Raw genomic sequence first — 21,487 nt, forward strand, 5'->3', positions numbered from 1 at the left:
AAATTGTATGTCTTCCAGTCAAAATAAAAAAGACCTTTCACCCGAAAATCAGTGAAAAGTCCTTTTTTAAAATAAATTGGAGTAGTTTAATCATGAAAAACGCCGATAAACCATCGTATTCATAGATACATCGGTTATATTTTTGTTATCTCACCACAACTGCGGATTTTCTCAAATTATAACTTGCTTCAAACTTACTAGCAGAAACCCAATATTTTCCGCTGTTTGGATCAGATATGTGATAGGTATTGTTTGATTCATTAAAGCCGTCCAATGTTACAACATGCGCATTATCGATTCCAGTTCCCCACCAATATTTTCCATAGCGCGGCGAAGCATAATTTCCCGTTACGTAAACAACTACCGGATTGCCCTTCCGCAGCTCATCTTTTAATGTCTCAACAGAACTTCCCGAGATATCTGCCACCTTACCATATTTATTCCCCCACTGCGTTAATGGTTTAGCATAAATAGAATGATAAATATTAGGCTTAATCACATCTGGTCTGCCGGAGAACCCATTATTAGGATTGTTATTGGGCGACATCGGCATTTCCTTGATGAAATTTTTTAGATTATAATTTTTTGCATAGCCTTTTTGCTGCAAAGCCTGCAACAGTGATGCGGCCTCGCACCCCATTGGAAAACCAGCACTGTTTTGATTGATGTATGGTGCATTTAGCAGAACATAAGAAGCGACACTTTGTGAACCTCCTGCCGTATACCAAGCAATTCCTTCATTTCGCCATCCTCTTTTGACCAGATCATTTCGTTCACTGACTAGCATCGTGTAATGATGTGATCCTGCACCTCGTGCATTTGGATTGAAGACTCGATACATTGGTTGACCTGTTTTAGGCGTTTTCCAGGCAATCCCCTCATAGCGCCATCCATGCTTCTTCAAGTTATCCCGTTCACCCGCAACCAATGTGTAAAAATGTTCACCAGAATTCGGATTGTACAGTCGATAGAGTTGATTTCCGGTTCCATCCACATACATACTAATTCCTTCATTTCGCCAACCAAGACGTACTAAGTAATCCCGTTCACCCGCATTCATTGTATGCAGATGCTCACCAGAATTCGGATTGTATACTCGATAGATTGCGATTTTCGCGGCTTTTGCTGCGGCGGATCTCGCTGTGGCTGCAGAACTTTGTGTCGCAGCCTTATTCGAAGACTGAACGGTTTGGTTCTCAACCGCTTTTGTTGAGTCATTGGTGGGCGCCTCTGGTGTATTCTCAGAATCAGAAGTCGTTTCTGCCTTTGAATCTTCAACAGTGGACTCTGTTGACACGGTTTCGTCCGCGACTTCTTCCGTTGAAACTTCTGTCACAGCCTCTTTTGGCGCTTGAATTTCTTTATCTATTTCTTTATCCGGTTCAATATCTGTTTTTGCTTCCGCATTTACTGTAGTTTCAGGTTGTTCAGTAACAACTGGCTGCGGCTCATTTTCTTCAACACTTTTAGTTTGGTCACTAATCACCAAATCTTCGTGACTTGTTTCTGACTCCCCTCCAACTGGTTGTTCTACAGCCTCATTAGTAGTCGATTCAATTGGAACATCTTCTGCTACCTGCTGGATTTGAGCAGTTTCTACAGCGGCATAAGCTTCATTTTTATCTACAGCCAAATCTGTCGCAACCAAAATACCTAGAAAAATGATTGGAGCTATTACCCAACTCTTTCCTTTTTTATACATTTTAAAACGTTTCTTTTCCATTTTGCGCCTCCTGATTTCAGAACGAAAAAAACAACTATCTATTCGGGAAATTAATCGCTTTTATAAATACAAATGTATTTTATCAAATTTTTAGTCAATATAACAGATATTTGTTATTAAATTCGATTATTTGAAGTGCGTACTGAATAATATATGACTTTTCATCTAAATTTTCCCAAACAAAAAAGCCATCAGAGAAAACTGATGACTTTCAGAAATTGTACTCCTATTTTTGTCGTTCTAATTCTCCGATCGCTTGCTTACTATCTTTTGTTTGGATAGCGAGTGACACGATCCCGGCTAAAACAAAAACTAATGCAATGAAACTGAAGGCACCGCCATATGATCCACTCGTATTTACTAACCAGCCTATGATCATGGGTGCGAAGAATCCACCAGAAACACCTACCGCATTGATAATCGAATACTTGGTTGAAACTTCACGTTCTGCAAAAAGTTTGACTGGCAAACTCATTAAGGTCGCAAAACCAATACTTGCTGCAGCCACGGCCAATGCCAAAAATAGCATACTTAGAACTAATGAATGACTTTTTGATAGAAGGAAAGCAACGAGTCCACCTAGTGCCGAAGCAACTAGAATTACTTGTTTTTCTCGATCCTTGAAATGACGTCCGATCATTGAGCCTGCAAACATCGCACTGATCATCATCACAAATCCGATAAACGCGCTCATCATTGCCATTCTATTCATCGTCAAATTGAATTCATCCACTAAATAGGATGCGATCCATCCAGTCATCCCATAGACTGCTGCATTGATAAAAAATGCCGCCAGCACCATGATCCAAACATTGCGATCTTTGATAACTTCAAAGAAAGAAATGTTCGATTGATTGGCAGAAACGATGGGCTCGCCAGCCGTTTTCGGAATCCCTCTGATCATTAAAAAGCCGATCACTAACACGATTACGCCATAAACGAAATAAGTTGTCTCCCAACCGAACAACGTCAATAAGGGCGCTACCAACAATGGTCCAACGATTCCCGCAAAACCTGATGAAGCAATCATAGACGATTGTACCGAACCCCTTTTTGCTGGCTCGACTTCCTTTGTAACAAACGCACTAACAGCTGACGGATACCCTGCGTGAGCAAACGATCCCGCCGCAAAACGTATCATCAATAAATATATCAGCGAAAAGCCAAAACCCAAACAAATCATTAAAACACCGATAAGCAGAATCGCAAAGGTCATGATCTTCCGACTGCCTAAACGATTGCCCAAAAAGCCAAATGGAATTTGAAATAGCGTGTAGCCAAGGAAAAAGGCACTTAATATTAATCCCTTTTGCCCAGCATTGATTCCTAGGTCCTGAGCGATTGGAATCACCGACAAACTAATAATATTTTTATCCAAGTAAACGCAAGTATACCCAAGAAATATTAAGATTAGTGAACGGTTAATTTTGCTTTTCCCCATAGGCTAGACGCTTTCTAAATAGGCTAAAGCAGCTTCCACATAAACATTTGCGCCGAAATTCAGCACTTCCTCTTCCAAGACAATTTTCGGATTATGCAGCATTAATTCCGTATCGGCCGCAGTGATGAACATCGTAGTTGTTGGAATTTGATGGCTAATCTCGCCAAAATCTTCACTTCCCATCATTGGGACTGCCAATGGCGAATGCTGAAGGACATTCGCTGGAAAAACTTCTTCCAATCCCGCTTTGACCGTCTCAGTCACTTTTTGATCAATTTCGTTACTGCAGCAGCCGTTAGTAAAATCAACCGTCACTCTTGCACCGAAAGCCTGACCGATCGATTCTGAAATTTCTACCATTCGTTTTTTGATTTGCTGACGAACTTCTTCCTTAAGGGTACGAAGCGTTCCCTTCATATATGCTGAATTCGGGATAACATTTGATGAGCCAGGTGTTCCGCCGACAAACTCACCGATCGTTAAAACAAATCGTTCTGCTGAACTGATTTCTCGTGCAGATAGAGTTTGCAGTGCATCATATATTTTAGTCGCTACATTGATTGGATCGACTGAAACCTCTGGCATCGATCCGTGACTGCCGACACCTTCAACTTTGATCTCATACCAATCAGCACTAGCCATGAACGTTCCAGCGGGTGCGACAAAAACATTTTTAATCGGAAGGTCTTTAAACGGAAATACATGGATCATCGCTCCGGCATCGACTTTGGGATTTTCCAATACGCCAGCTTCCAAGCAATCCTTCGCACCTTGTAAAATCTCTTCGCCTGGTTGGAAAAGAAGTTTTACTACTCCAGTCAATTCGGCTTCTCGTTCCTTTAAGATCTTCGCTGCGCCTAATAGCATAGTTGTATGCATATCGTGTCCGCAAGCATGCATCGCTCCATTTTCTGATCGGAACGGCAAATCCGTATCCTCATTAAGTGGAAGCGCATCCATATCACCGCGCAATAAAAAGGTCTTCTCTCCTTGACCGATTGTGCAGGTGATACCCATCTTGCCACAGGCTAGCGGCTCATAGCCATATTCCACCAGTTTTTGCCACACAAAATCCTTTGTAGCTGGCAGGTCCATTCCGACCTCTGGATTTTGATGTAAATGGCGGCGAATTTCTACTAACTCTGTTTGCAATGGTGTTTCTTTGATTTTTTCCATTATGATTCCCCCTTTAAAAAAAATCATAGCACAAAAAAAATTTTGAACCTGATTTTCTTTTAAAGATCAAAAAAAGAAAATCAATACGTTTCTTAAATTAGCGTTATTTAAAAACAAAAAAGAGAAATCAGGTAAAACTGATTTCTCTAATCTATTCATAAATTCTATTTGATTTTCAATTCTGCTAATTGCTTTTCGATTTCGGTCTCTTCTGCATCTGCCGCTAATAACGCACAGGCTGTATAGGCACTTTCAACAAATGCCGTATCGAAAAGAGTCACCTTTTTCTCCGTCATTTCAATTGCCATCTCTAAGTTCATTTTGGCACTGCCTAGATCATAAAAAGCTAACAAGTCATCAGCTGAATTTTCCTCGATAGCTTGTGAGATTCGTTCCATCGAAGTCCCGATACCGCCATCTTCCAATCCTCCGGCAGTTGTGACAGGAACATTTTTAGCGACTTCACCAATCAATCGTTTTAATCCTTCTGGTATTTCTTTCGTATGGGATACTAGCACTACACCTCTACTCATTAAAGACACCTGCCTCAATCATCGATTCAAATAAATACGCTGACGACATCGCTCCAGGATCAATATGCCCAATTGAGCGTTCGCCGAGATAGGACGCACGGCCTTTTGTCGCTTTCATATTTTTTGTTTTTTCAACCAATATTTCGATTGTTGCTGGATTCAAAGTGCCGTTATTTAAATTTTCTACTGCCGGCACCCATAAATCTAACATTGTTTTTTCACCTGCTGTAGAATTGCCTCTTTTTTCAATTCCGGCAACAGCAGCCTTCAATAACATTTCCGGATCATTTGAGTCTTTGCTGGCTTTCATCATTTCCATCATAGCTGTTCCATAGAGAGGACCTGACGCTCCACCAACCTTGCTGATCAACGCCATTGCGGTCGCCTTGAAAATAGCAGGCAAATCGCCTGATAAATCCGCCGCCATAACCGCATCCATGCCGCGGGCCATGTTGTTTCCATGGTCGCCATCGCCAATCGGTGTATCTAGCTCGCTCAAATAATCTTTCTTGATTTGAATCTTTTCATTAAATAGTTCTAGGGTTTTTCGCAAATTTTCTGGTGTAAACATAGTGGGCCTCCTTGAATACTTTTTGCTTACGATAGCATAAATCTCAGTCCAGATATAAATGATGTTTAAACCCGGACTGAGTTCAATTTTCAATTAATTACCAAGCGATTGTATGAACTGGTTCATTTAGTAAGCGCAAACGTTCTTCGTCTAATTTGATCATGGTAATTGATGCACCTGCCATTTCAAGTGAAGTCATATAGTTGCCGACCTTACTAAAGGTGATCTCAATCCCATCTTCTGAAAGAATTTTTTTCGCATCGTTAAAATAGATAAACAATTCCATCAATGGCGTAGCTCCCATACCATTAACGAATAATCCGTATTTCTCACCCGCTTGCCAATTGAATTCTGCTTTAAGTTTGCTAATGATTTCTTTAGCGATGTCATAAGAAGGTTTGATCTTTTCACGACGATAGCCGGGTTCGCCATGAATTCCGACACCGAACTCCATCTCATCATCAGCTAAAACAAAGCCAGGTTTGCCGACCTCTGGAACAGTTGCTCCAGATAAGGCGATTCCCACCGTTTTAATATCATTTACTAAATCTTTTCCATAACTTGCTAATTCTGAGACCGTTTTGCCTTCACGAGCCAAACCGCCTAGAATTTTATGAACAAGGACTGTTCCGGCTACACCGCGACGACCTTGGGTAAACGTGCTGTCTTCTACCGCAATATCATCATCTACTAAAACAGAATCCACCTCGATGTCATCCATCGCTGCTAGATCCTTGGCCATATCAAAATTCATGACATCGCCTGAGTAGTTCTTGACGATCATTAATGTTCCTTTTCCTTTATTGGTCGCTTTGATTGCTTCATAAATTTGGTCTGGAGTCGGCGAAGTGAACACATGTCCGCAAACCGCAGCACTTAGCATTCCATCCCCGACAAATCCGGCATGAGAAGGCTCGTGACCGCTGCCGCCGCCGCTGACTAATGCCACTTGATCATACTCGTCACTACGAGTTACTACCAGTGTTTCTGGAACTTGCTTCACATAATCCGGGTACGCGCCAACCAATCCGCTGACCATTTCATCTACGACATTCTTTGGGTCATTGATAATTTTTTTCACTTGCTCTTCCTCCATATTCCTTTAAGATAATTTTTATCCTTTATAATCGCTAAATCAATCACTCTTCTTCCAAACAATCCTCTGTTAATTAGAAGAAAATAAATGTATCCTTTTAAATTTGATCAAATTGTTACATAGGCAGGACCATGAACAACAGGGCAGCCAAAATACCACCAATGATTGGTCCAACTACTGGTACCCAAGAATAGCCCCAGTCGGAGTCTCCTTTATTTGGAATTGGCAGAAAAGCATGGGCAATCCGAGGACCCAGATCTCGAGCTGGATTAATCGCATAACCAGTGGTCCCGCCAAGTGATAGTCCAATAACTAAAATTAAGATCCCAACCGCAATTGGATTCAAGCCATCACCAAACTTGCTCATTCCAAAAGTTAACAAAGCGAAAACCAGCATAAAGGTTCCGATAATTTCACTAATCAAGTTGGCACCTAGACTTCGAATCGCAGGTCCCGTTGAGAATACACCTAAAATTGCTGCCGAATCTTTGGTTTCCTTCCAATGAGGATAGTAATGAATATACACTAGCACTGCACCAATAATTGCGCCAATCATTTGTCCCAATATATATGGAACAACCATATCCCAACCAATTTTTCCGGCAATTGCCATACCAATGGTGACTGCTGGATTTAGATGTGCAAAGGACATATAACCCGCAGCATAAGCACCGATTGTAACTGCGGCACCCCAACCTAGTGTAATAGCGATCCAGCCGGCACCTTCAGCCTTAGTTTTGCGCAAGCTTACACCAGCTACCACTCCATCACCTAGTAGTACTAAAACCATCGTTCCAATAATTTCTCCAATTACCTGCGTTGACATGCTCGTATCCATGAAACATTCCCCCTTAGTTTTTTATTATGCCAGCCAACGCCGCCCTTTTTCTCTCATAAAGGTCTTGTTTCGCTGCGCGGCTGGCTTAATTAGACTATTGTTCTTTCGGTTGATGTTTGTATTGCATCGTAGCTTGAACTGCTTCTTGCCAACCTTCATAAAGATCTTCAGTGACTTCTTTCTTCATTTCCGGTTCGAAACGCTGACCGTCTGAAGCGAATTTTTTGATCTCATCAATATCTTTCCAGTAGCCCACCGCTAGACCTGCTAGATAAGCTACACCAAGTCCGGTTGTTTCTAAATAAGAAGCACGTTCAACCGGTGTTTGGAGGATATCCGCTTGGAATTGCATCAACAGATCATTTTTCGATGCACCGCCATCAACTCTCAATAATTTGATGTCAGTTCCAGAGTCCTTCGCCATTGTCTTCACTACATCAGCAGTTTGATAAGCAAGTGATTCAAGTGTTGCCCGAATAAAGTGTTCTTTGGTTGTTCCGCGTGTTATGCCAAAGATTGCGCCGCGAGCCTGCTGATCCCAATAAGGAGCCCCAAGACCGGTGAAGGCAGGAACGACATAAACATTTTCACTACTATCTACACGCTTCGCATAATCTTCTGATTGCGGAGCTGATTGGAACATTCTTAGTCCATCACGCAGCCACTGAATAGCAGAACCGGCCACAAAGATGCTTCCTTCTAAGGCATATGTTACTTTGCCATCGAGCCCATAGCCAATTGTAGTCAACAATCCATTGTCAGAAAGAATTGGCTTTTCACCAGTATTCATTACGATAAACGCGCCTGTTCCGTATGTGTTCTTTACAGTTCCCTTATCGAAAGCTAGTTGACCAACTAATGCTGCTTGCTGATCTCCCGCCATACCGCCAATTGGAACTTTATTTCCGTAAAAATGATAGTCTTCGGTATGTCCGTAAATTTCTGAGTTGGATTTTACTTCCGGCAGCATTTCCTTTGGAATATCTAGCAGATCCAGAATTTCTTGATCCCATTCCAAATCGTAAATATTGAACATCATAGTACGGCTGGCATTTGTGTAGTCAGAGACATGAACTTTCCCACCGGTTAATTTCCAAACCAGCCATGTATCGATCGTTCCAAATAGCAATTCACCATTTCTTGCCCGCTCACGAGAACCATCAACATGATCTAAGATCCATTTGATTTTTGTTGCTGAGAAATATGAATCAATCAGCAAACCGGTCTTTTTCTGAATCATCTCTGAATGGCCTTGTTCTTTTAATTCATCCGCGATATCACTCGTTTGTTTTGATTGCCAGACGATTGCATTATAAATTGGATGGCCTGTTTCTTTTTCCCAAATGACGGTTGTTTCACGTTGGTTTGTGATACCTATTCCTTCGATTTGACTTGGCTTCAATCCGCCCTCAATAAGTGCTCCTGCAATGACCGATTGAACCGAGTTCCAAATCTCATTTGCATCATGTTCTACCCAGCCTGGTTTTGGAAAATGTTGAGTGAATTCTTTTTGCGAAGAACTTACTTCCTTACCAGCTTTGTCGAAAACGATTGCCCTGCTTGACGTTGTTCCTTGATCGATTGACATGATATAAGACTCCATGTTCCCACTCCTTTTATAATATATTTGTTACTTTTTTAAATCCGCTAATTGTGTTTCTTTGATTTGCTGCTCTAATTCGGCTTGATAGGATTTCTTCAATGCAGCATCCCATTCAAAATAGTTGGCCATAGCATCTACAACTGCATCCTTGATTTCCATCAAACGATGGCTGATAAACAGCATATAGTTGGTTCGCCTCAATAAATAATCTACCGGTGTCAAGGTCATCTCAGCTTCCATGGCATAACGTAATGACATAGACTCAGCTAATGATAATCCTTCAAATGTTCCCTGATCCTTCATTGCAAAAACCTGTTCTGCGTTCGATCCGTAAAGTTCTGCTAAATATTTGGCGTCCTCAGCACTCAAACCTTGTTTTTCACCTTTTTTAGCAATTTCTTCTAATTCTTCGTCAACGTTTTTCGGATCGATTTCTCCGCCAGACACTGGATAGTTTTCGGAATCGATTAACTCAAACTCATTCTCTGGCAATAAGGAAACGATTTTCTTCATTGCACCAGTAGCCATTAATCGATAATCAGTCAACTTTCCGCCGGATAAAATTAAGAGTCCATCTTCAGCTATGGTCAGATCACTGCCTCGTGAAACTGCGGATGGATTGTCTTTCGGCTCTTCCTTTGCGGCATTCGTGATTGTTTTTTCCACTTGCGGACGTGATTGTTTGCCGTTGGAATAATCGCCTGCCGCCTTTATGATCTTCTCGAAGTTTTCATCGCTGATTTTTTCTTTTTTTGTCCCATTGTAATCGCCGCCAGCTTCACTGATTAACGGACGTAATCCTGCCCAGGCTGCTTCAATATCATTCACCGTCAAGTCCGCTTCAGGATAACGACGATTGACGATTTTTAATAGATAATCTACATCGGATTGCTCAACTGTCGGATGATTGTAATCCCCTTGATAGTCTGTATCCGTTGTTCCAAAATAGGTCTTGCTTTCTCTAGGAATGACAAAAACCATCCGTCCATCATTCTCGCCTGTATCAAAATATGTCGGCTGCGGAACCTTCAATTTTTCCCCATCAACGACTAAATGTACACCCTTTGTTGGACGCATATGCGGTTTATGGTCAATCTTTTTATCTAATTTATTAACAAAATCAGACCATGGACCTGCTGTGTTGATCACTAATTTGCTAGTGACGTCAATTACTTGGTCATTCAATAAATCCTTGACTTTTACACCTGAAACTTTGCCTTGCTCATCATGGACGATTTCTTCTACCTTCATACGACTAACCGCAATTGCACCGTCTGCAACTGCTCGTTTAATATTTTCAATCACTAGTCGGGCATCATTATTGCGATAATCTAAATAAACGCCGCCGCCTAATAATCCATTTGATTCTAATTGCGGTTCTCGCTCTAATATTTCTTCCTTACTCAACATATAATTAGCATATTTACCACCAGTAATTCCCGCCAAATGATCATAGAGATCCATCGCTACCTTGACGGAAAATAAATTGAAGGTAGATCCCGGTTCATCAAAAATCGGCAGAATCATTGGATCCGCTTTCGGAATATGCGGGGCAATTTCCTGAATAATTGCTCGTTCGCTTACCGTATCTGCCACTACCTCGACATCAAAAGTTTTAAGATAACGCAGTCCTCCGTGTACTAGCTTAGTAGATCGTGAGGATGTTCCTTCGGCAAAGTCTTGCATTTCTAATAACGCCACTGAAAGTCCAGAAGCCGCCGCTTGCAATGCAACTCCGGCACCCGTGATCCCGCCGCCGATAATCACCAAATCAAACGCTTGATCACTCAATTTATCAATCATCTTAGATCGGTCTCGAAAAGAAAACATGTTTACACACCTCGCTCTTTCTAAATGATTTATTTTTCCAAGAGAAAAATAGCTTATTGTCGCTACGCCTACCATTCAACTACAATGCGCAAGAACTTAGTTGAACTGGCAACCTCGCTCTTTCTAAATGAAAATATTTACTGCTAGATTGCCTAGGTTTACATGTAAATAATGAAGTGAACAGCCCCTTTTCTAATAAATAAATCGTTGAATTGAACCTTACAAAATCAGTGTATCATAACAAAAAACGCTTTCAAAAAATTTAGATTGTAAATTATTGCTCAATTGGACTTAAATACTGTCTTTTTTTGCTTACATCATTTCTTTCATAATTATTCTTCTATATTTTTTATATGATAAACTATTAATATAGAAGTTTCTTTTTTCTGTGACTGGAGGGATGGTAAAATGCGCTTCTTTTATTTGCTTAAAAAAATTGGTCTTGGATTACTAATCTACTTCATTTATTTGGGTCTTTCTGTTTGCTTTTACAATATTCAGCAAATCAATTCAGTCACCAAAGATGCTAAAAAGAGCGATCCTAAACCTTTGAAAACTCTCTATACAAACAAAATTCAAAACGAATCAGCCTGTGTTACCGCCGATCTAAATCAGGCCTTGGCCCTACGCTGCCAACTAGTTGATGAAGCCAAGGAAACGTTATTTGTTTCCCAATATGCTATATCCGATGATGACAGTGGTCTAATTTTTATCGGAAAATTATTAGAAGCCGCACAGCGCGGTGTAAAGGTTAAATTACTTCTGAATAGTCTAGCTACTGAAATGACCATTACCAGTCGAATCCCTTTCGAAATTTTTCGTGATGAAGAAAATATTGAGATCAAAACAATTGGCGGCCTGAATCTTTTGAAGCCATGGGAAGTCAATAACATTCTCCATGACAAGCTTATTCTAGTTGACGATAATTATTTTATTTCTTCCGGACGTAATATTGGCAATCGTTTCATGCTGAAATCAAAAGATTATGAAGCAACCTACGATTTTGATTTGATTATAAAAAAAGATGGCCAGCCTTCAAAAAACTCATTAATCAAGCAAGGAAACGTCTATTTTAACGAACTATGGCAGGCCCCTTATGCGGTAGACAAATCTCATTCCTCACGCCCTTTTACTGGAAAAGCAGTAAAAAACCTGCAAAATGAAATTAGAAAAGCACGCAATCGACATGAATTGGCGCTTAGACAAGACGTCCTTTCAAATTTGTCGTTCCATAAGATTAATGCAGGAATGCTGATTCATAATCCGGTGGGGAAAATTGTTAAATCACCTGTGGTTTGGCAACAGATAGTTCATTTTTTGGAAGACTCACAAGAGGCAACTTTACAAAGTCCTTATGTAATAATTTCTGATAAAATGAAGCAATTTCAAACACGGCAGCTGCCTGATAAGCTATCTTTAATTACTAATTCCGCGGCTACCTCACCTAACTTATTCGCTTACGCAGGTTATTTGAAACAAAAAGAACAGTTAAACAGCAAAATGGACATCTGGGAATACCAAGGCGACGGTTCTCTTCATCATAAAGCTTTGCTGCTCGATCGAAGAGTTGGTGCAGTCGGCTCATTTAATCTGGATTCTAGGTCTGCCTTTTTAAGTAGTGAGAACATGGTCTTTATTGATAGTCCGGGTTTTCATGATCAGTTGAAAGAAATTATGACAAGCTATCAAGCCGAGAGTTTGCAAGTCAAAAATCAAACGACTTATAAAAAGAGCGACCGTCATCCGCGCATCGTCCATCCTACAAAGGAAAAGCTTTTAACTTTGATAAGTAAGATCATCAAGCCACTTGAATTTCTATTATAACTATCACAGCACAACAATTTTGTGCTGTTTTTTTCGGGTATTCTCTCATTCCATTATTGAATTAAGCTATACTTAAACCAATTGATACTAAGAAGGAGAACGCCATGAAAATCCTGATAATTGAAGACAATGAGCAAATCGTGAATGTTTTAACTCGCTATTTGAATGATGCTGGTTATGAAACAGCGACTGTTTGTGATGGAAAAGCGGCCCTTCCTTACTTCGATACGCATCCAGTTGATTTTATTTTATTAGACATTATGTTGCCGAACCTGAATGGTTTTGAGATTTGTCAGAGTATTCGAGAAAAATCAACTGTTCCTATTATCATGATCACAGCAAAATCAGAAGATGCCGATCGTATTCTAGGTTTAGAAATTGGTGCCGACGACTATATTATCAAGCCCTTTTCACCTAAAGAAGTTCTCTATCGAATCAAAGCGATTATGCGGCGCATTCATTTTGAAAAAGAAGCGATTGTAGATCAGTTAGCTCTGGGTTCTTTAAGCTTGCATTTAGAAAATCGACAAGTGTTCGCTCACAATCGTGAAATCAAACTGACTAAAAAGGAATTTGAGTTATTAATTCTATTCGCAAAATATCCTAAAAAAGTTTTTACTCGGGATAATCTGTTAGATGCGGTTTGGGGCTATGATTATTACGGTGATAGCCGGACGGTTGACAGCCATATCAAAAGATTGAGAGCAAAGCTGAATAATGCTGGCGTTACCGATTGTAAAATCGAGACCGTTTGGGGTAAAGGCTATCGAATCGAGGAAACGCCATGAAAAAAATCACAACTCGGCTGATACAGCAATTTGTCGGCTTATTATTGGTTTTTGCGACAATGATCGCCCTTTTCTTCGGCATTCTTTTTGCGAAACAAACGGAGGATCTTCATCAAGAAGAAATGACCCATCGCAGTGAACTGATCAGTAAGACGCTAGCCGATTATTTTGACAATACTCCGCGCTCTCACACGAATCATGATAGCTCCTCTAATGGATACGGTGCTTTTTTGCGTTTTCTGAATCAAATTGCGGGCGAGGATATTTGGATTTTAGACGAGCAAATGAATTCGCTTATTGATTATCATCTCAATCAAGGGCACCCGCCCGCTAATGCCAAAGATCTAGTAACCGACACTTTCAAAACAAAAAAGACGCAGGTGACAAAAAAACGCGAATTTTTCCAATTGCAGGAATTAAGCGTCGGCACACCGATTCTTTTAGATGGAAAGATCAAAGGCGTGGTATTAATGCGCTCTCAAGTGGATACCATCCATAAGAATCAGCTATCTGGCTATTGGATGCTACTGGTGAGCTTATTTGTCTCTGTTCTAATCGCTAGTTTATTGGCATGGCGTTTATCGAAGCGCTTTGTTAAGCCAATCGAGGAGATGCGAATTTATGCTGATCAACTTGCACAAGAAAATTATCAGGCTCCGCTTGCGATCCAAACTAAAGATGAGCTGCAAGAACTTGGTAACCAGCTTAAGCTTTTAAGCCAACGTCTGACTACGGCAAAGAAAGCACGTGATAATAAAACACAGGCTGAAAAAGATTTTCTGTCGCAGATATCTCATGAGCTGCGTACACCGGTTATGGTTATCAAAAGCTCTTTGGAGGCAATCAACGAAGGTCTGTTAAACTCAGCTGAAGAAAAAGCTTATTTGCAACAGCTTTTACTAGAAAGCACCAACCTTGAGCGATTAGTCAATGATCTTTTGGAACTAAGCCGCTTGCAATCCGTCGAGTTTCGATTGCAAAAAGAAAAGATTAACCTTCTGGATTGTATTGATGATGCCATTCGCAGCTATCGTTTGCCTTTGAAGGAAAAGCAGCAGCAAATCCAACTCTCTAATCAATTGGACACTCCAAGAATGATCAATGGAGATTATTTACGGATCACACAAGCTTTAAAAATTTTAATTGATAATGCCAATAAATATGCACCAAACAGCTCAATGATTATTCTACAAATTACCGAAAAAGGAGAATATTTGGAACTTATCCTTGAGAATTCATTGATGGAGCCACTCACGGATGTTTCCCATCTTTTTGATTCTTTTCAACGAATTGAACAGAATCATACTTCGGGTACCGGCCTTGGGTTAGCTATCGCAAAACAAGTCATTCATCGACACCAAGGAAAAATTCGGGCAGAGGCCGATGAAAATAGATTTAGAATGATCCTTTTACTCCCCTATCTTTAATTGCCACACTTTTGCCACATTTACTTCTTATCATATAGTTGAGGAGGAGATTATCATGGGAAAAAAGAAAATAGCAATTAGTTTGTTGATGTTTATCGGCTTTCTAAGTATTTCGACTAGCACAGTTGAAGCTGCGTCTACACATCACGCGCTGAATCAAATGCACTACCATAGGATCAATAATATTTATAAAACACCACAAAACTGTAGCATTTTACAAAATCGTGTTTTAGACCAATACGGAAAACAAACGACCGCAAAACCAGTCACTCAAAAACGTCAAAACGATTCCAAAGCGCAGGTGGCCGTTGTACAGATTAGCGAAAATGAGACGAATGAATCAGTTACCCAAGAAAATATTGTTCAACAACAAGTATCTGAAACAACAACCTATGTAGAATCGCCACAAGACAACACGGACTATCAAGCACAACAAGAAGTTCAGCAGCAAGCTAATCAACAACAGGCAACTCAGCAACAAGCGCCACGCGTTCATCATAACGACACCCCGCAAAGGACGAATGGACATCATAGTGATCGGCGTCATTAAAAAACCAGCAAAATTTCAAAAACGAAATTTTGCTGGTTTTTATTTATAGTATTAATCTAGCTTAGCGATCTTTTCTTGCTCTCAAAGCGGACAAGATTGAAACTGTATCAATTACTTCTTGCAAAGCGGCTCCTAATAGAGCGGGAATTATTCCTGTACTTGCAATCAACATCAGAACTACGCAAATGACGATTCCAATCAAAACCGATTGTTTTGCGATGCGCATCGTATCTTGAGATAAACGAACGGCCTCTGAGACTCGACTTAAATCATCTTTTAAAATTACTGCATCTGCACTCTCACTGGCAGCAGTTGATCCATGAGCCCCCATTGCGATACCAATATCAGCAACTGCTAAAGCCGGCGCATCATTGACTCCGTCACCTACCATGATCCCAGGTCGGTCTTCTTCACTTAAAGATTTTAACACATTGATTTTTTCTTCCGGCATACATTCCGCATGAACTTCAGTGATGCCAACTTCACTGGCTATTTCATTTGCGATTGACTGATGGTCACCCGTCAGCATAATCGTCTTCTTAATTCCTAGTTCTTTTAATTGTTTAATTGTATCTGCGGACTCTCTACGAACAATATCAGTAAAAGTAATGTACCCGATGGATTGATCATCCAAGGAAACATAGACAGCTGTATGTTCATTACTCAATTCGATTGTTGAACCAACAAAAGACGCTTTTCCAACACGAATTTTCTTGCCATTAATAGTTGCTCGGATTCCTTCACCTGTTACTTCTTCCAAATCTGCTACTGGAAATAATGTGAGCTTTTCTTCTTTTGCGTAAGCAACCAATGAGCGAGCCAAAATATGACTAGATTCTTGTTCTGCGCTAGCCACATAGGTAATCAACTCTTCCTTTGAAAAGTCGCCAGCAGTAACATGAATATCTTCGACTGAAAGTTTTCCTTCCGTTAATGTTCCGGTTTTATCAAAAGCAATACTTTGTGCTCGAGCCAATTTTTCAATCGTCGTTCCCGTTTTTACTACGACACCATTTCGACTCGAACGACTCATCCCTGCTACGAGTGCAACTGGTGCTGCCAAAATCAGTGGACAAGGTGATGCAACGACTAAAACTTCTGCGAAACGAACCGGATCTTTTGAAACGAACCATGCAACACCGCCAATTACATAAGCAATAAGTGTGAAAGGTACAGCATATCGATCAGCCAATCGAACAAAGTGAGCCGGTTTAGCTTCGGATTCTTTGACTAGTTTAACTAATGTTTGATATTGGCTGTCTTTCGCTGACTTGGTTACTTTAAACCGAAGCGCCGCATCACCATTGATTGAACCAGACATCAACTCATCATTTAATTTTTTTTCGATCGGTTTAGATTCTCCTGTTAAAGAGGATTCATCAACAGAAGATTCTCCTGCAACTACCCGACCATCAACTGGAACCAACTCACCAGGTTTAACTAAAATCAAATCACCAACCTGCACCTCATCGACAGCAAGTTCACTGATCTCTTCCCCATCGATTCGATGAGCGACTTGTGGTGAATTATCTAAAAGTGAACGCAATTCGCGACTTGCTTGATGACTAGCGTAATCTTCTAAACTGTCTCCGCCGGTCAACATAATCAAAACTACCAAGCTGGCCCAGTAATCCCCAACCAGTAATGTTGCTACGATTGCGGTAATCGCTAAAATATCTACTCCATATTTTCCTGAGCGCAGTGTTTTGATCATCCCAATCAGCATCGAGATCGTCATGATTCCACCAACGATCGAAACAAGCCAAAAAGCCCATTGATTTTGATGGAAACCAAATTCCAGAATTAATGCGACGACTCCAACCATCGCTGTTAACAAAAATTTCTTTACATTACTCATTTGCTGCGCCTCCATTTTTCTTCATTATTAGATTAGCACTCTGCTAATCTAATTGAAAATGAGAACAACTAAATGAGAAAGATAATCATTAACAACTGCATATTCAAGTGGTCACTTTAAAATAATTATAATTAAGCGTTATCATTAATCCGTTCATTTTCTTTCACAATTCGATAAAAGATCCATGTGCTGGTTGCTTCTTTTTGAATAAGAAATAATCCTAAATTGGATAAATACTGCTGAAATCGTTCGGCATCTTTGAGATTCGGCAAATAATAGTTCAGTTTAGAGTGCTCACAGGCAATGAGCAACCCTCCCTCATCCGCAAGAATTCTTTTTATCTCTACTAGAGCTATCTTCAAATTCTCCCAATGGAAATGTGTTTGAAATGCAAAGATCAGGTCAAAGGACCCCGCTGGATATTCTGTTTTTAAAATATTTTTCGTTTCAAATTTCAGTCTTTCAGTAGAATAATTTTTCTTTGCTTGTTCAATCGCAGTATCCGAATAATCAATTCCATATATTGTACTTGCTATAAAATAATTTTTGAGAAGATTGGAAGAAGCACCATTCCCAACTCCAATGTCTAAAATATTTTTGGGCTTGATCAACGTCACAAAACCTAATGACCAATTGACCATCGGCAGATATGCTCGATTCCATATTTTCATCATTTGGATGCCTACTTTGCCGGAAGGTGCTTTTGACTGCTGAATCAGCTTTTTAAAAAGATAGATCATTGCTAGACCAAGCACTGTTATTGTGGCTAAAATAATAATTGCTGATTCACCCCATTTTCGTTTGTCCTTCTCAATAGCATACTAAATTCTTAGAGCCATAGATATAAAAAAATGCCGATTGATTAATCGACATTAAAAAATCCTATTTTATTATTGTTCGGATCGATAATCTCTTAAACGATAACCCATGCCTATTTCCGTAATCAGATATTCTGGCTTTAACGTATCGCTCTCGATTTTCTTTCGAATATTGGACATGTTCACCCGCAATGTCTGAGAATCATTACTATAAGGTCCCCAAACCTCCGTTAGTAAATTTTGATAGGTAACAACTTTTCCAAGTTGTCTAAACATCAAAGCCAAAATTCGAAACTCATTTTTTGTTAAATGAATTTCTTGATTCTCTTTATAAACTAATTGTTTTTCAAAATCAATTTTCAACGCTTTGTTCTCTATGACGGATAATTCTTCCGTTTTGACATTTTGATGACGCAGTGCCGTCCGGATTCGGGCCAACAACTCGTTCGTACCAAAAGGCTTGGTCACGTAATCGTCCGCTCCCAGATCCAACGCCGTCACTTTTTCGTTTTCATTATTTCTAGCAGAAATAATAATGATCGGCAGCTTCATCCGTTTGCGCAGAATTTTCAAAAGATCGATCCCATCGATATCTGGTAGTCCTAGATCTAGCAAAACTAAATCAAAAGAATTTGTTTGAAATGCCGTCAAGGCCTCCATCCCAGTACTGGCAATGGTCAATGGATATCGTTCTTGCGTTAAAACAACTTCCATAAAATCCGTGATATTCGGATCATCTTCAATCAATAAAATGGATTGCTTCATAACTATTCCCTCACTTCAAATAAATTCTTACCATCGTTTTGCCATTGCCAACCGTCATTTCCATTTTTCCATTGTGTGCATGGATAATCGTTTTTACAATACTCAATCCGATTCCCAACCCATTTTTCGAATCCACCGGCACTTCGTTCGTACTGGATAAATTTGTTTGAATCTTTTGGAATTGCTTCAATGGAATCTCGCCATAATTTTCAATCTCAAAAACAGTCTGCTCCTGTTGCAGACGAACCGTTAATTTGACTGGCTGTTCTTTTTCACCATGACGAAAAGCATTTTCTACTAAATTGAATAGCGCTTGCTCAATCAAGATCGGGTCCGCTTGAATAAAAATTACATCCTCTGGCAGCTCAATCTTGATTTTTCCTTCCGGATAAACCTTTTTTAAATGTTTATAGACTGCTTCAATGATTTCTTCAACAGGTTCGGCGGTTTTATCGACTTTCATTGTATCCATGTTGATTCTCGTGATCGATAATAGATTCTCTACCATGCGAATCAGCCATTGCGATTCTTCTTGAATATCTGTTAGGAGCTTCTGTCGTGTTTCCTCTTTCAAATCACTACCGATGCCTAATGTTTCCGCAATTCCTGAAATAACTGTCAACGGTGTTCTAAGATCATGGGAAACTGCTCGTAATAAATTGCTGCGGACTTTCTCTCGCTCGTTTTCTAACTCGACCTGCTCTTTTTCGTTTTTCAATTCTGTCTGCTCCAGAATAACCGCGATTTGAGTTAAAACCAATTTCAAATAATTCAATTGACCATTTTCCAGATCAAGACTGGCATTTCTTTCGATTCCTAAGACTGCAAGTGTTTTTCCGCTCGCCACGATTGGCAGATAAAATCCTTTTGCACCAATCAACGTATCCGTGCCATTTCCCGCTTCCTTTTGATTCTTTGCGGTCCAAAAGGCTACGGCTGCCTCTTCTTTTGTATTTAAAATTGATTGATGTCCAGTGACACAGTAGACGCTTTCTACCTTGGCCTGACGATCAAAAATAATTACTTCCCGTTCCAGCAATCTGGATAGATAGGTGGCGGAAATATCGAGTATTTGTTTGCGACTCTCGGCTAGAACATATTGCTTATTCAACTCATATAGAATTTCCATTTGATGTTCTTTTTCCATTGAATTATCGGCCTGCTTTTTCAAGCGAACCATCAAATTGCTGATCATCAAAGCGACGACCAGCATAATCAGCAGCGTAATCGGATAGCCTTGTTTATAAACTGTTAGAGAATATAAGGGCTCGACAAAAAACCAGTTGAAGGATAAGACGCTCAAAATAGACGCAAGTGCGCTCCAAAAATAGCCTGATGTGGTACGGGCTACTAATAGAATAAAAAAGATATACACCAGCATTAGGTTTTGATCGCCTACATGAATGTATTGCATCAATTCCGTCACAATCGTCGCTAAGAAAACACCGCCAACGGCAATTGCTAAATCTTTTCCGCCGCCTTCGATCACTTTACGTGTTCTAAAAAATAGCGATTGTTTTTCTTCCTTGAACGGGATCAAATGGAGTTCAGTATCATTCAAACGTTTCAATAAACGATCATCAAAGGCTTCAACAAAAATTTTTTCATACCAAGGCTGACGCAGGTTTTTCCCCATAATTATATCAGTAACACCGGTCATTTTAGCAAATTCGACAATTGTTTCAAAACTATCATCTTCCTCGATACTTACTACTTCCGCTCCCAGCTTTTCTGCTAAAGGAATATTCGTTGAAGTGTTTTCTTGTGTACGGACTTGAATCACTGTCCATTCCGCACCCAAGCCTTGCGCTAAACGTGCAGTCCAGCGAATACATTTTTCAGTCATTTTGGGAAAAGCATCATTCACGACAGTCAGCAGCTTGCTTTGAATCCCAATCGTTTTCCCGCTAATTCGATTAATATGATCCGAAGCTCGTTGAATCGCCAATCCTCGCAGTTGATCTAGTTTGTGTGGAATGAAGAAATTCTGCAGCGCGCGTTTCGCGTTCTCGTTTGCGTAGATTTTCCCCTGCTCTAAGCGCTCGATCAACTCATCCGGTTCAACGTCGATCACTTTGATCGTTGCCTGTTGTAAAAAAGTATCGGGTACTGTCTCCTTAACTTCGATCCCCGTAACTTCTTCTACGATATCGTTTAAGCTTTCGATATGCTGAACATTGACCGTGGTAAATACATCAATTCCAGCATTCAATAATTCATCGACATCCTGATATCGCTTGCGGTTGCGAGAGTCTTTAGCATTTGTGTGTGCCAGTTCATCAATCAATACGATTTCAGGTTTTTGTTGAATAATACGATCGATATCCGGTTCGGTCAGAATTATTTGCTTATACGAAATTTTCTTTGGAGGAATTTGAGGCAACCCCTCCAACAAACGATTTGTATCGGGGCGATCATGCGGTTCAATGTAACCTACAACCACATTTTTTTCCATTAATAACAACTCATGGGCCTCAGCCAACATTCCATATGTTTTCCCAACACCAGCAGCAAAACCAAAGAACACTCGTAACCGCCCTCTACGACCATCTCCTAATGATGTTTCCTTTTCTTGTTGCACCAGTATCCCTCCCTTCACTTTTTGTATGCACAACAATTCACCAATCCTATTAGATTAGTGAATTG

17 protein-coding genes are annotated in these 21,487 nt (G+C 40.1%); 4 read left to right on the forward strand and 13 right to left on the reverse strand.

The features are described 5' to 3' along the window. Positions 1-145 precede the first annotated feature (145 nt). The 9 genes from PGP85_RS02340 to glpO all read right to left on the reverse strand — a co-directional run bounded on the left by PGP85_RS02340 (position 146) and on the right by glpO (position 10,811). Complete coding sequence (locus PGP85_RS02340) at positions 146-1,723, reverse strand: C39 family peptidase (protein WP_270325850.1); 1,578 nt, start codon at positions 1,721-1,723, stop codon at positions 146-148. 226 nt (positions 1,724-1,949) lie between these two features. After that, the gene (locus tag PGP85_RS02345) at positions 1,950-3,164 is read right to left on the reverse strand and encodes an MFS transporter (RefSeq protein ID WP_270325851.1); all 1,215 of its coding nucleotides are present in this window, start codon (positions 3,162-3,164) and stop codon (positions 1,950-1,952) included. Positions 3,165-3,167: 3 nt separating this feature from the next. After that, positions 3,168-4,340 carry a M20 metallopeptidase family protein gene (locus tag PGP85_RS02350; RefSeq protein ID WP_270325852.1) on the reverse strand — a complete coding sequence of 391 codons (1,173 nt, stop codon included), beginning with the start codon at positions 4,338-4,340 and terminating at the stop codon, positions 3,168-3,170. A gap of 164 nt (positions 4,341-4,504) precedes the next feature. Continuing rightward, positions 4,505-4,873 carry a dihydroxyacetone kinase phosphoryl donor subunit DhaM gene (gene dhaM / locus PGP85_RS02355; protein WP_270325854.1) on the reverse strand — a complete coding sequence of 123 codons (369 nt, stop codon included), beginning with the start codon at positions 4,871-4,873 and terminating at the stop codon, positions 4,505-4,507. Further along, complete coding sequence (gene dhaL / locus PGP85_RS02360) at positions 4,866-5,444, reverse strand: dihydroxyacetone kinase subunit DhaL (RefSeq protein WP_010742199.1); 579 nt, start codon at positions 5,442-5,444, stop codon at positions 4,866-4,868. Before dhaL ends, dhaM begins: the two co-directional genes overlap by 8 nt. Positions 5,445-5,541: 97 nt before the next feature. Beyond that, entirely contained in the window at positions 5,542-6,525 is a 984-nt protein-coding gene (gene dhaK / locus PGP85_RS02365; RefSeq protein ID WP_251866449.1) for a dihydroxyacetone kinase subunit DhaK, read from the reverse strand. A gap of 130 nt (positions 6,526-6,655) precedes the next feature. Beyond that, complete coding sequence (locus PGP85_RS02370; protein WP_010742201.1) at positions 6,656-7,378, reverse strand: MIP/aquaporin family protein; 723 nt, start codon at positions 7,376-7,378, stop codon at positions 6,656-6,658. A gap of 94 nt (positions 7,379-7,472) precedes the next feature. Then, complete coding sequence (glpK, locus tag PGP85_RS02375) at positions 7,473-8,981, reverse strand: glycerol kinase GlpK (protein WP_010742202.1); 1,509 nt, start codon at positions 8,979-8,981, stop codon at positions 7,473-7,475. 27 nt (positions 8,982-9,008) lie between these two features. Further along, complete coding sequence (gene glpO, locus PGP85_RS02380; RefSeq protein WP_270325858.1) at positions 9,009-10,811, reverse strand: type 1 glycerol-3-phosphate oxidase; 1,803 nt, start codon at positions 10,809-10,811, stop codon at positions 9,009-9,011. Positions 10,812-11,234: 423 nt separating this feature from the next. Between glpO and PGP85_RS02385 the strand changes: the two genes are divergently transcribed. The 4 genes from PGP85_RS02385 (at position 11,235) to PGP85_RS02400 (ending at position 15,400) form a co-directional block, all read left to right on the forward strand. After that, a complete protein-coding gene (locus PGP85_RS02385; RefSeq protein ID WP_270325859.1) occupies positions 11,235-12,635 on the forward strand; it encodes a phospholipase D-like domain-containing protein in 1,401 nt (466 codons plus the stop codon). A gap of 104 nt (positions 12,636-12,739) precedes the next feature. Beyond that, positions 12,740-13,423, forward strand: coding sequence for a response regulator transcription factor (locus tag PGP85_RS02390; RefSeq protein WP_090403933.1), 684 nt, complete (start codon positions 12,740-12,742; stop codon positions 13,421-13,423). Beyond that, complete coding sequence (locus tag PGP85_RS02395) at positions 13,420-14,850, forward strand: sensor histidine kinase (RefSeq protein WP_270325860.1); 1,431 nt, start codon at positions 13,420-13,422, stop codon at positions 14,848-14,850. The genes PGP85_RS02390 and PGP85_RS02395 overlap by 4 nt, the downstream gene beginning before the upstream one ends. Positions 14,851-14,905: 55 nt before the next feature. Then, positions 14,906-15,400: a hypothetical protein gene (locus PGP85_RS02400; RefSeq protein WP_270325862.1), complete on the forward strand. Its 495-nt coding sequence runs from the start codon at positions 14,906-14,908 to the stop codon at positions 15,398-15,400. 61 nt (positions 15,401-15,461) lie between these two features. On the opposite strand, the gene PGP85_RS02405 is transcribed toward PGP85_RS02400, so the two are convergent. From PGP85_RS02405 to PGP85_RS02420, 4 genes are all read right to left on the reverse strand, one after another. Further along, positions 15,462-17,258, reverse strand: a complete 1,797-nt coding sequence (locus tag PGP85_RS02405) for a heavy metal translocating P-type ATPase (protein WP_270325864.1) — start codon at positions 17,256-17,258, stop codon at positions 15,462-15,464. A gap of 131 nt (positions 17,259-17,389) precedes the next feature. After that, the gene (locus tag PGP85_RS02410; protein ID WP_270325865.1) at positions 17,390-17,932 is read right to left on the reverse strand and encodes a class I SAM-dependent methyltransferase; all 543 of its coding nucleotides are present in this window, start codon (positions 17,930-17,932) and stop codon (positions 17,390-17,392) included. 216 nt (positions 17,933-18,148) lie between these two features. Beyond that, a complete protein-coding gene (locus PGP85_RS02415; protein ID WP_270325867.1) occupies positions 18,149-18,841 on the reverse strand; it encodes a response regulator transcription factor in 693 nt (230 codons plus the stop codon). Positions 18,842-18,851: 10 nt separating this feature from the next. Beyond that, positions 18,852-21,422, reverse strand: a complete 2,571-nt coding sequence (locus PGP85_RS02420) for a sensor histidine kinase (protein WP_270325869.1) — start codon at positions 21,420-21,422, stop codon at positions 18,852-18,854. Positions 21,423-21,487 lie beyond the last annotated feature (65 nt).

It is taken from the genome of Enterococcus malodoratus (assembly GCF_027659535.1).
Taxonomy (GTDB): Bacteria; Bacillota; Bacilli; order Lactobacillales; family Enterococcaceae; genus Enterococcus_A; species Enterococcus_A malodoratus.

Coding starts and splice junctions, on each gene's coding strand:
- PGP85_RS02340 (WP_270325850.1), bottom strand. CDS start 1,723: ATGGAAAAGAAACGTTTTAAAATGTATAAAAAAGGAAAGAGTTGGGTA.
- PGP85_RS02345 (WP_270325851.1), bottom strand. CDS start 3,164: ATGGGGAAAAGCAAAATTAACCGTTCACTAATCTTAATATTTCTTGGG.
- PGP85_RS02350 (WP_270325852.1), bottom strand. CDS start 4,340: ATGGAAAAAATCAAAGAAACACCATTGCAAACAGAGTTAGTAGAAATT.
- dhaM (WP_270325854.1), bottom strand. CDS start 4,873: ATGAGTAGAGGTGTAGTGCTAGTATCCCATACGAAAGAAATACCAGAA.
- dhaL (WP_010742199.1), bottom strand. CDS start 5,444: ATGTTTACACCAGAAAATTTGCGAAAAACCCTAGAACTATTTAATGAA.
- PGP85_RS02370 (WP_010742201.1), bottom strand. CDS start 7,378: ATGGATACGAGCATGTCAACGCAGGTAATTGGAGAAATTATTGGAACG.
- glpK (WP_010742202.1), bottom strand. CDS start 8,981: ATGGAGTCTTATATCATGTCAATCGATCAAGGAACAACGTCAAGCAGG.
- glpO (WP_270325858.1), bottom strand. CDS start 10,811: ATGTTTTCTTTTCGAGACCGATCTAAGATGATTGATAAATTGAGTGAT.
- PGP85_RS02390 (WP_090403933.1), top strand. CDS start 12,740: ATGAAAATCCTGATAATTGAAGACAATGAGCAAATCGTGAATGTTTTA.
- PGP85_RS02395 (WP_270325860.1), top strand. CDS start 13,420: ATGAAAAAAATCACAACTCGGCTGATACAGCAATTTGTCGGCTTATTA.
- PGP85_RS02400 (WP_270325862.1), top strand. CDS start 14,906: ATGGGAAAAAAGAAAATAGCAATTAGTTTGTTGATGTTTATCGGCTTT.
- PGP85_RS02405 (WP_270325864.1), bottom strand. CDS start 17,258: ATGAGTAATGTAAAGAAATTTTTGTTAACAGCGATGGTTGGAGTCGTC.
- PGP85_RS02410 (WP_270325865.1), bottom strand. CDS start 17,932: ATGATGAAAATATGGAATCGAGCATATCTGCCGATGGTCAATTGGTCA.
- PGP85_RS02415 (WP_270325867.1), bottom strand. CDS start 18,841: ATGAAGCAATCCATTTTATTGATTGAAGATGATCCGAATATCACGGAT.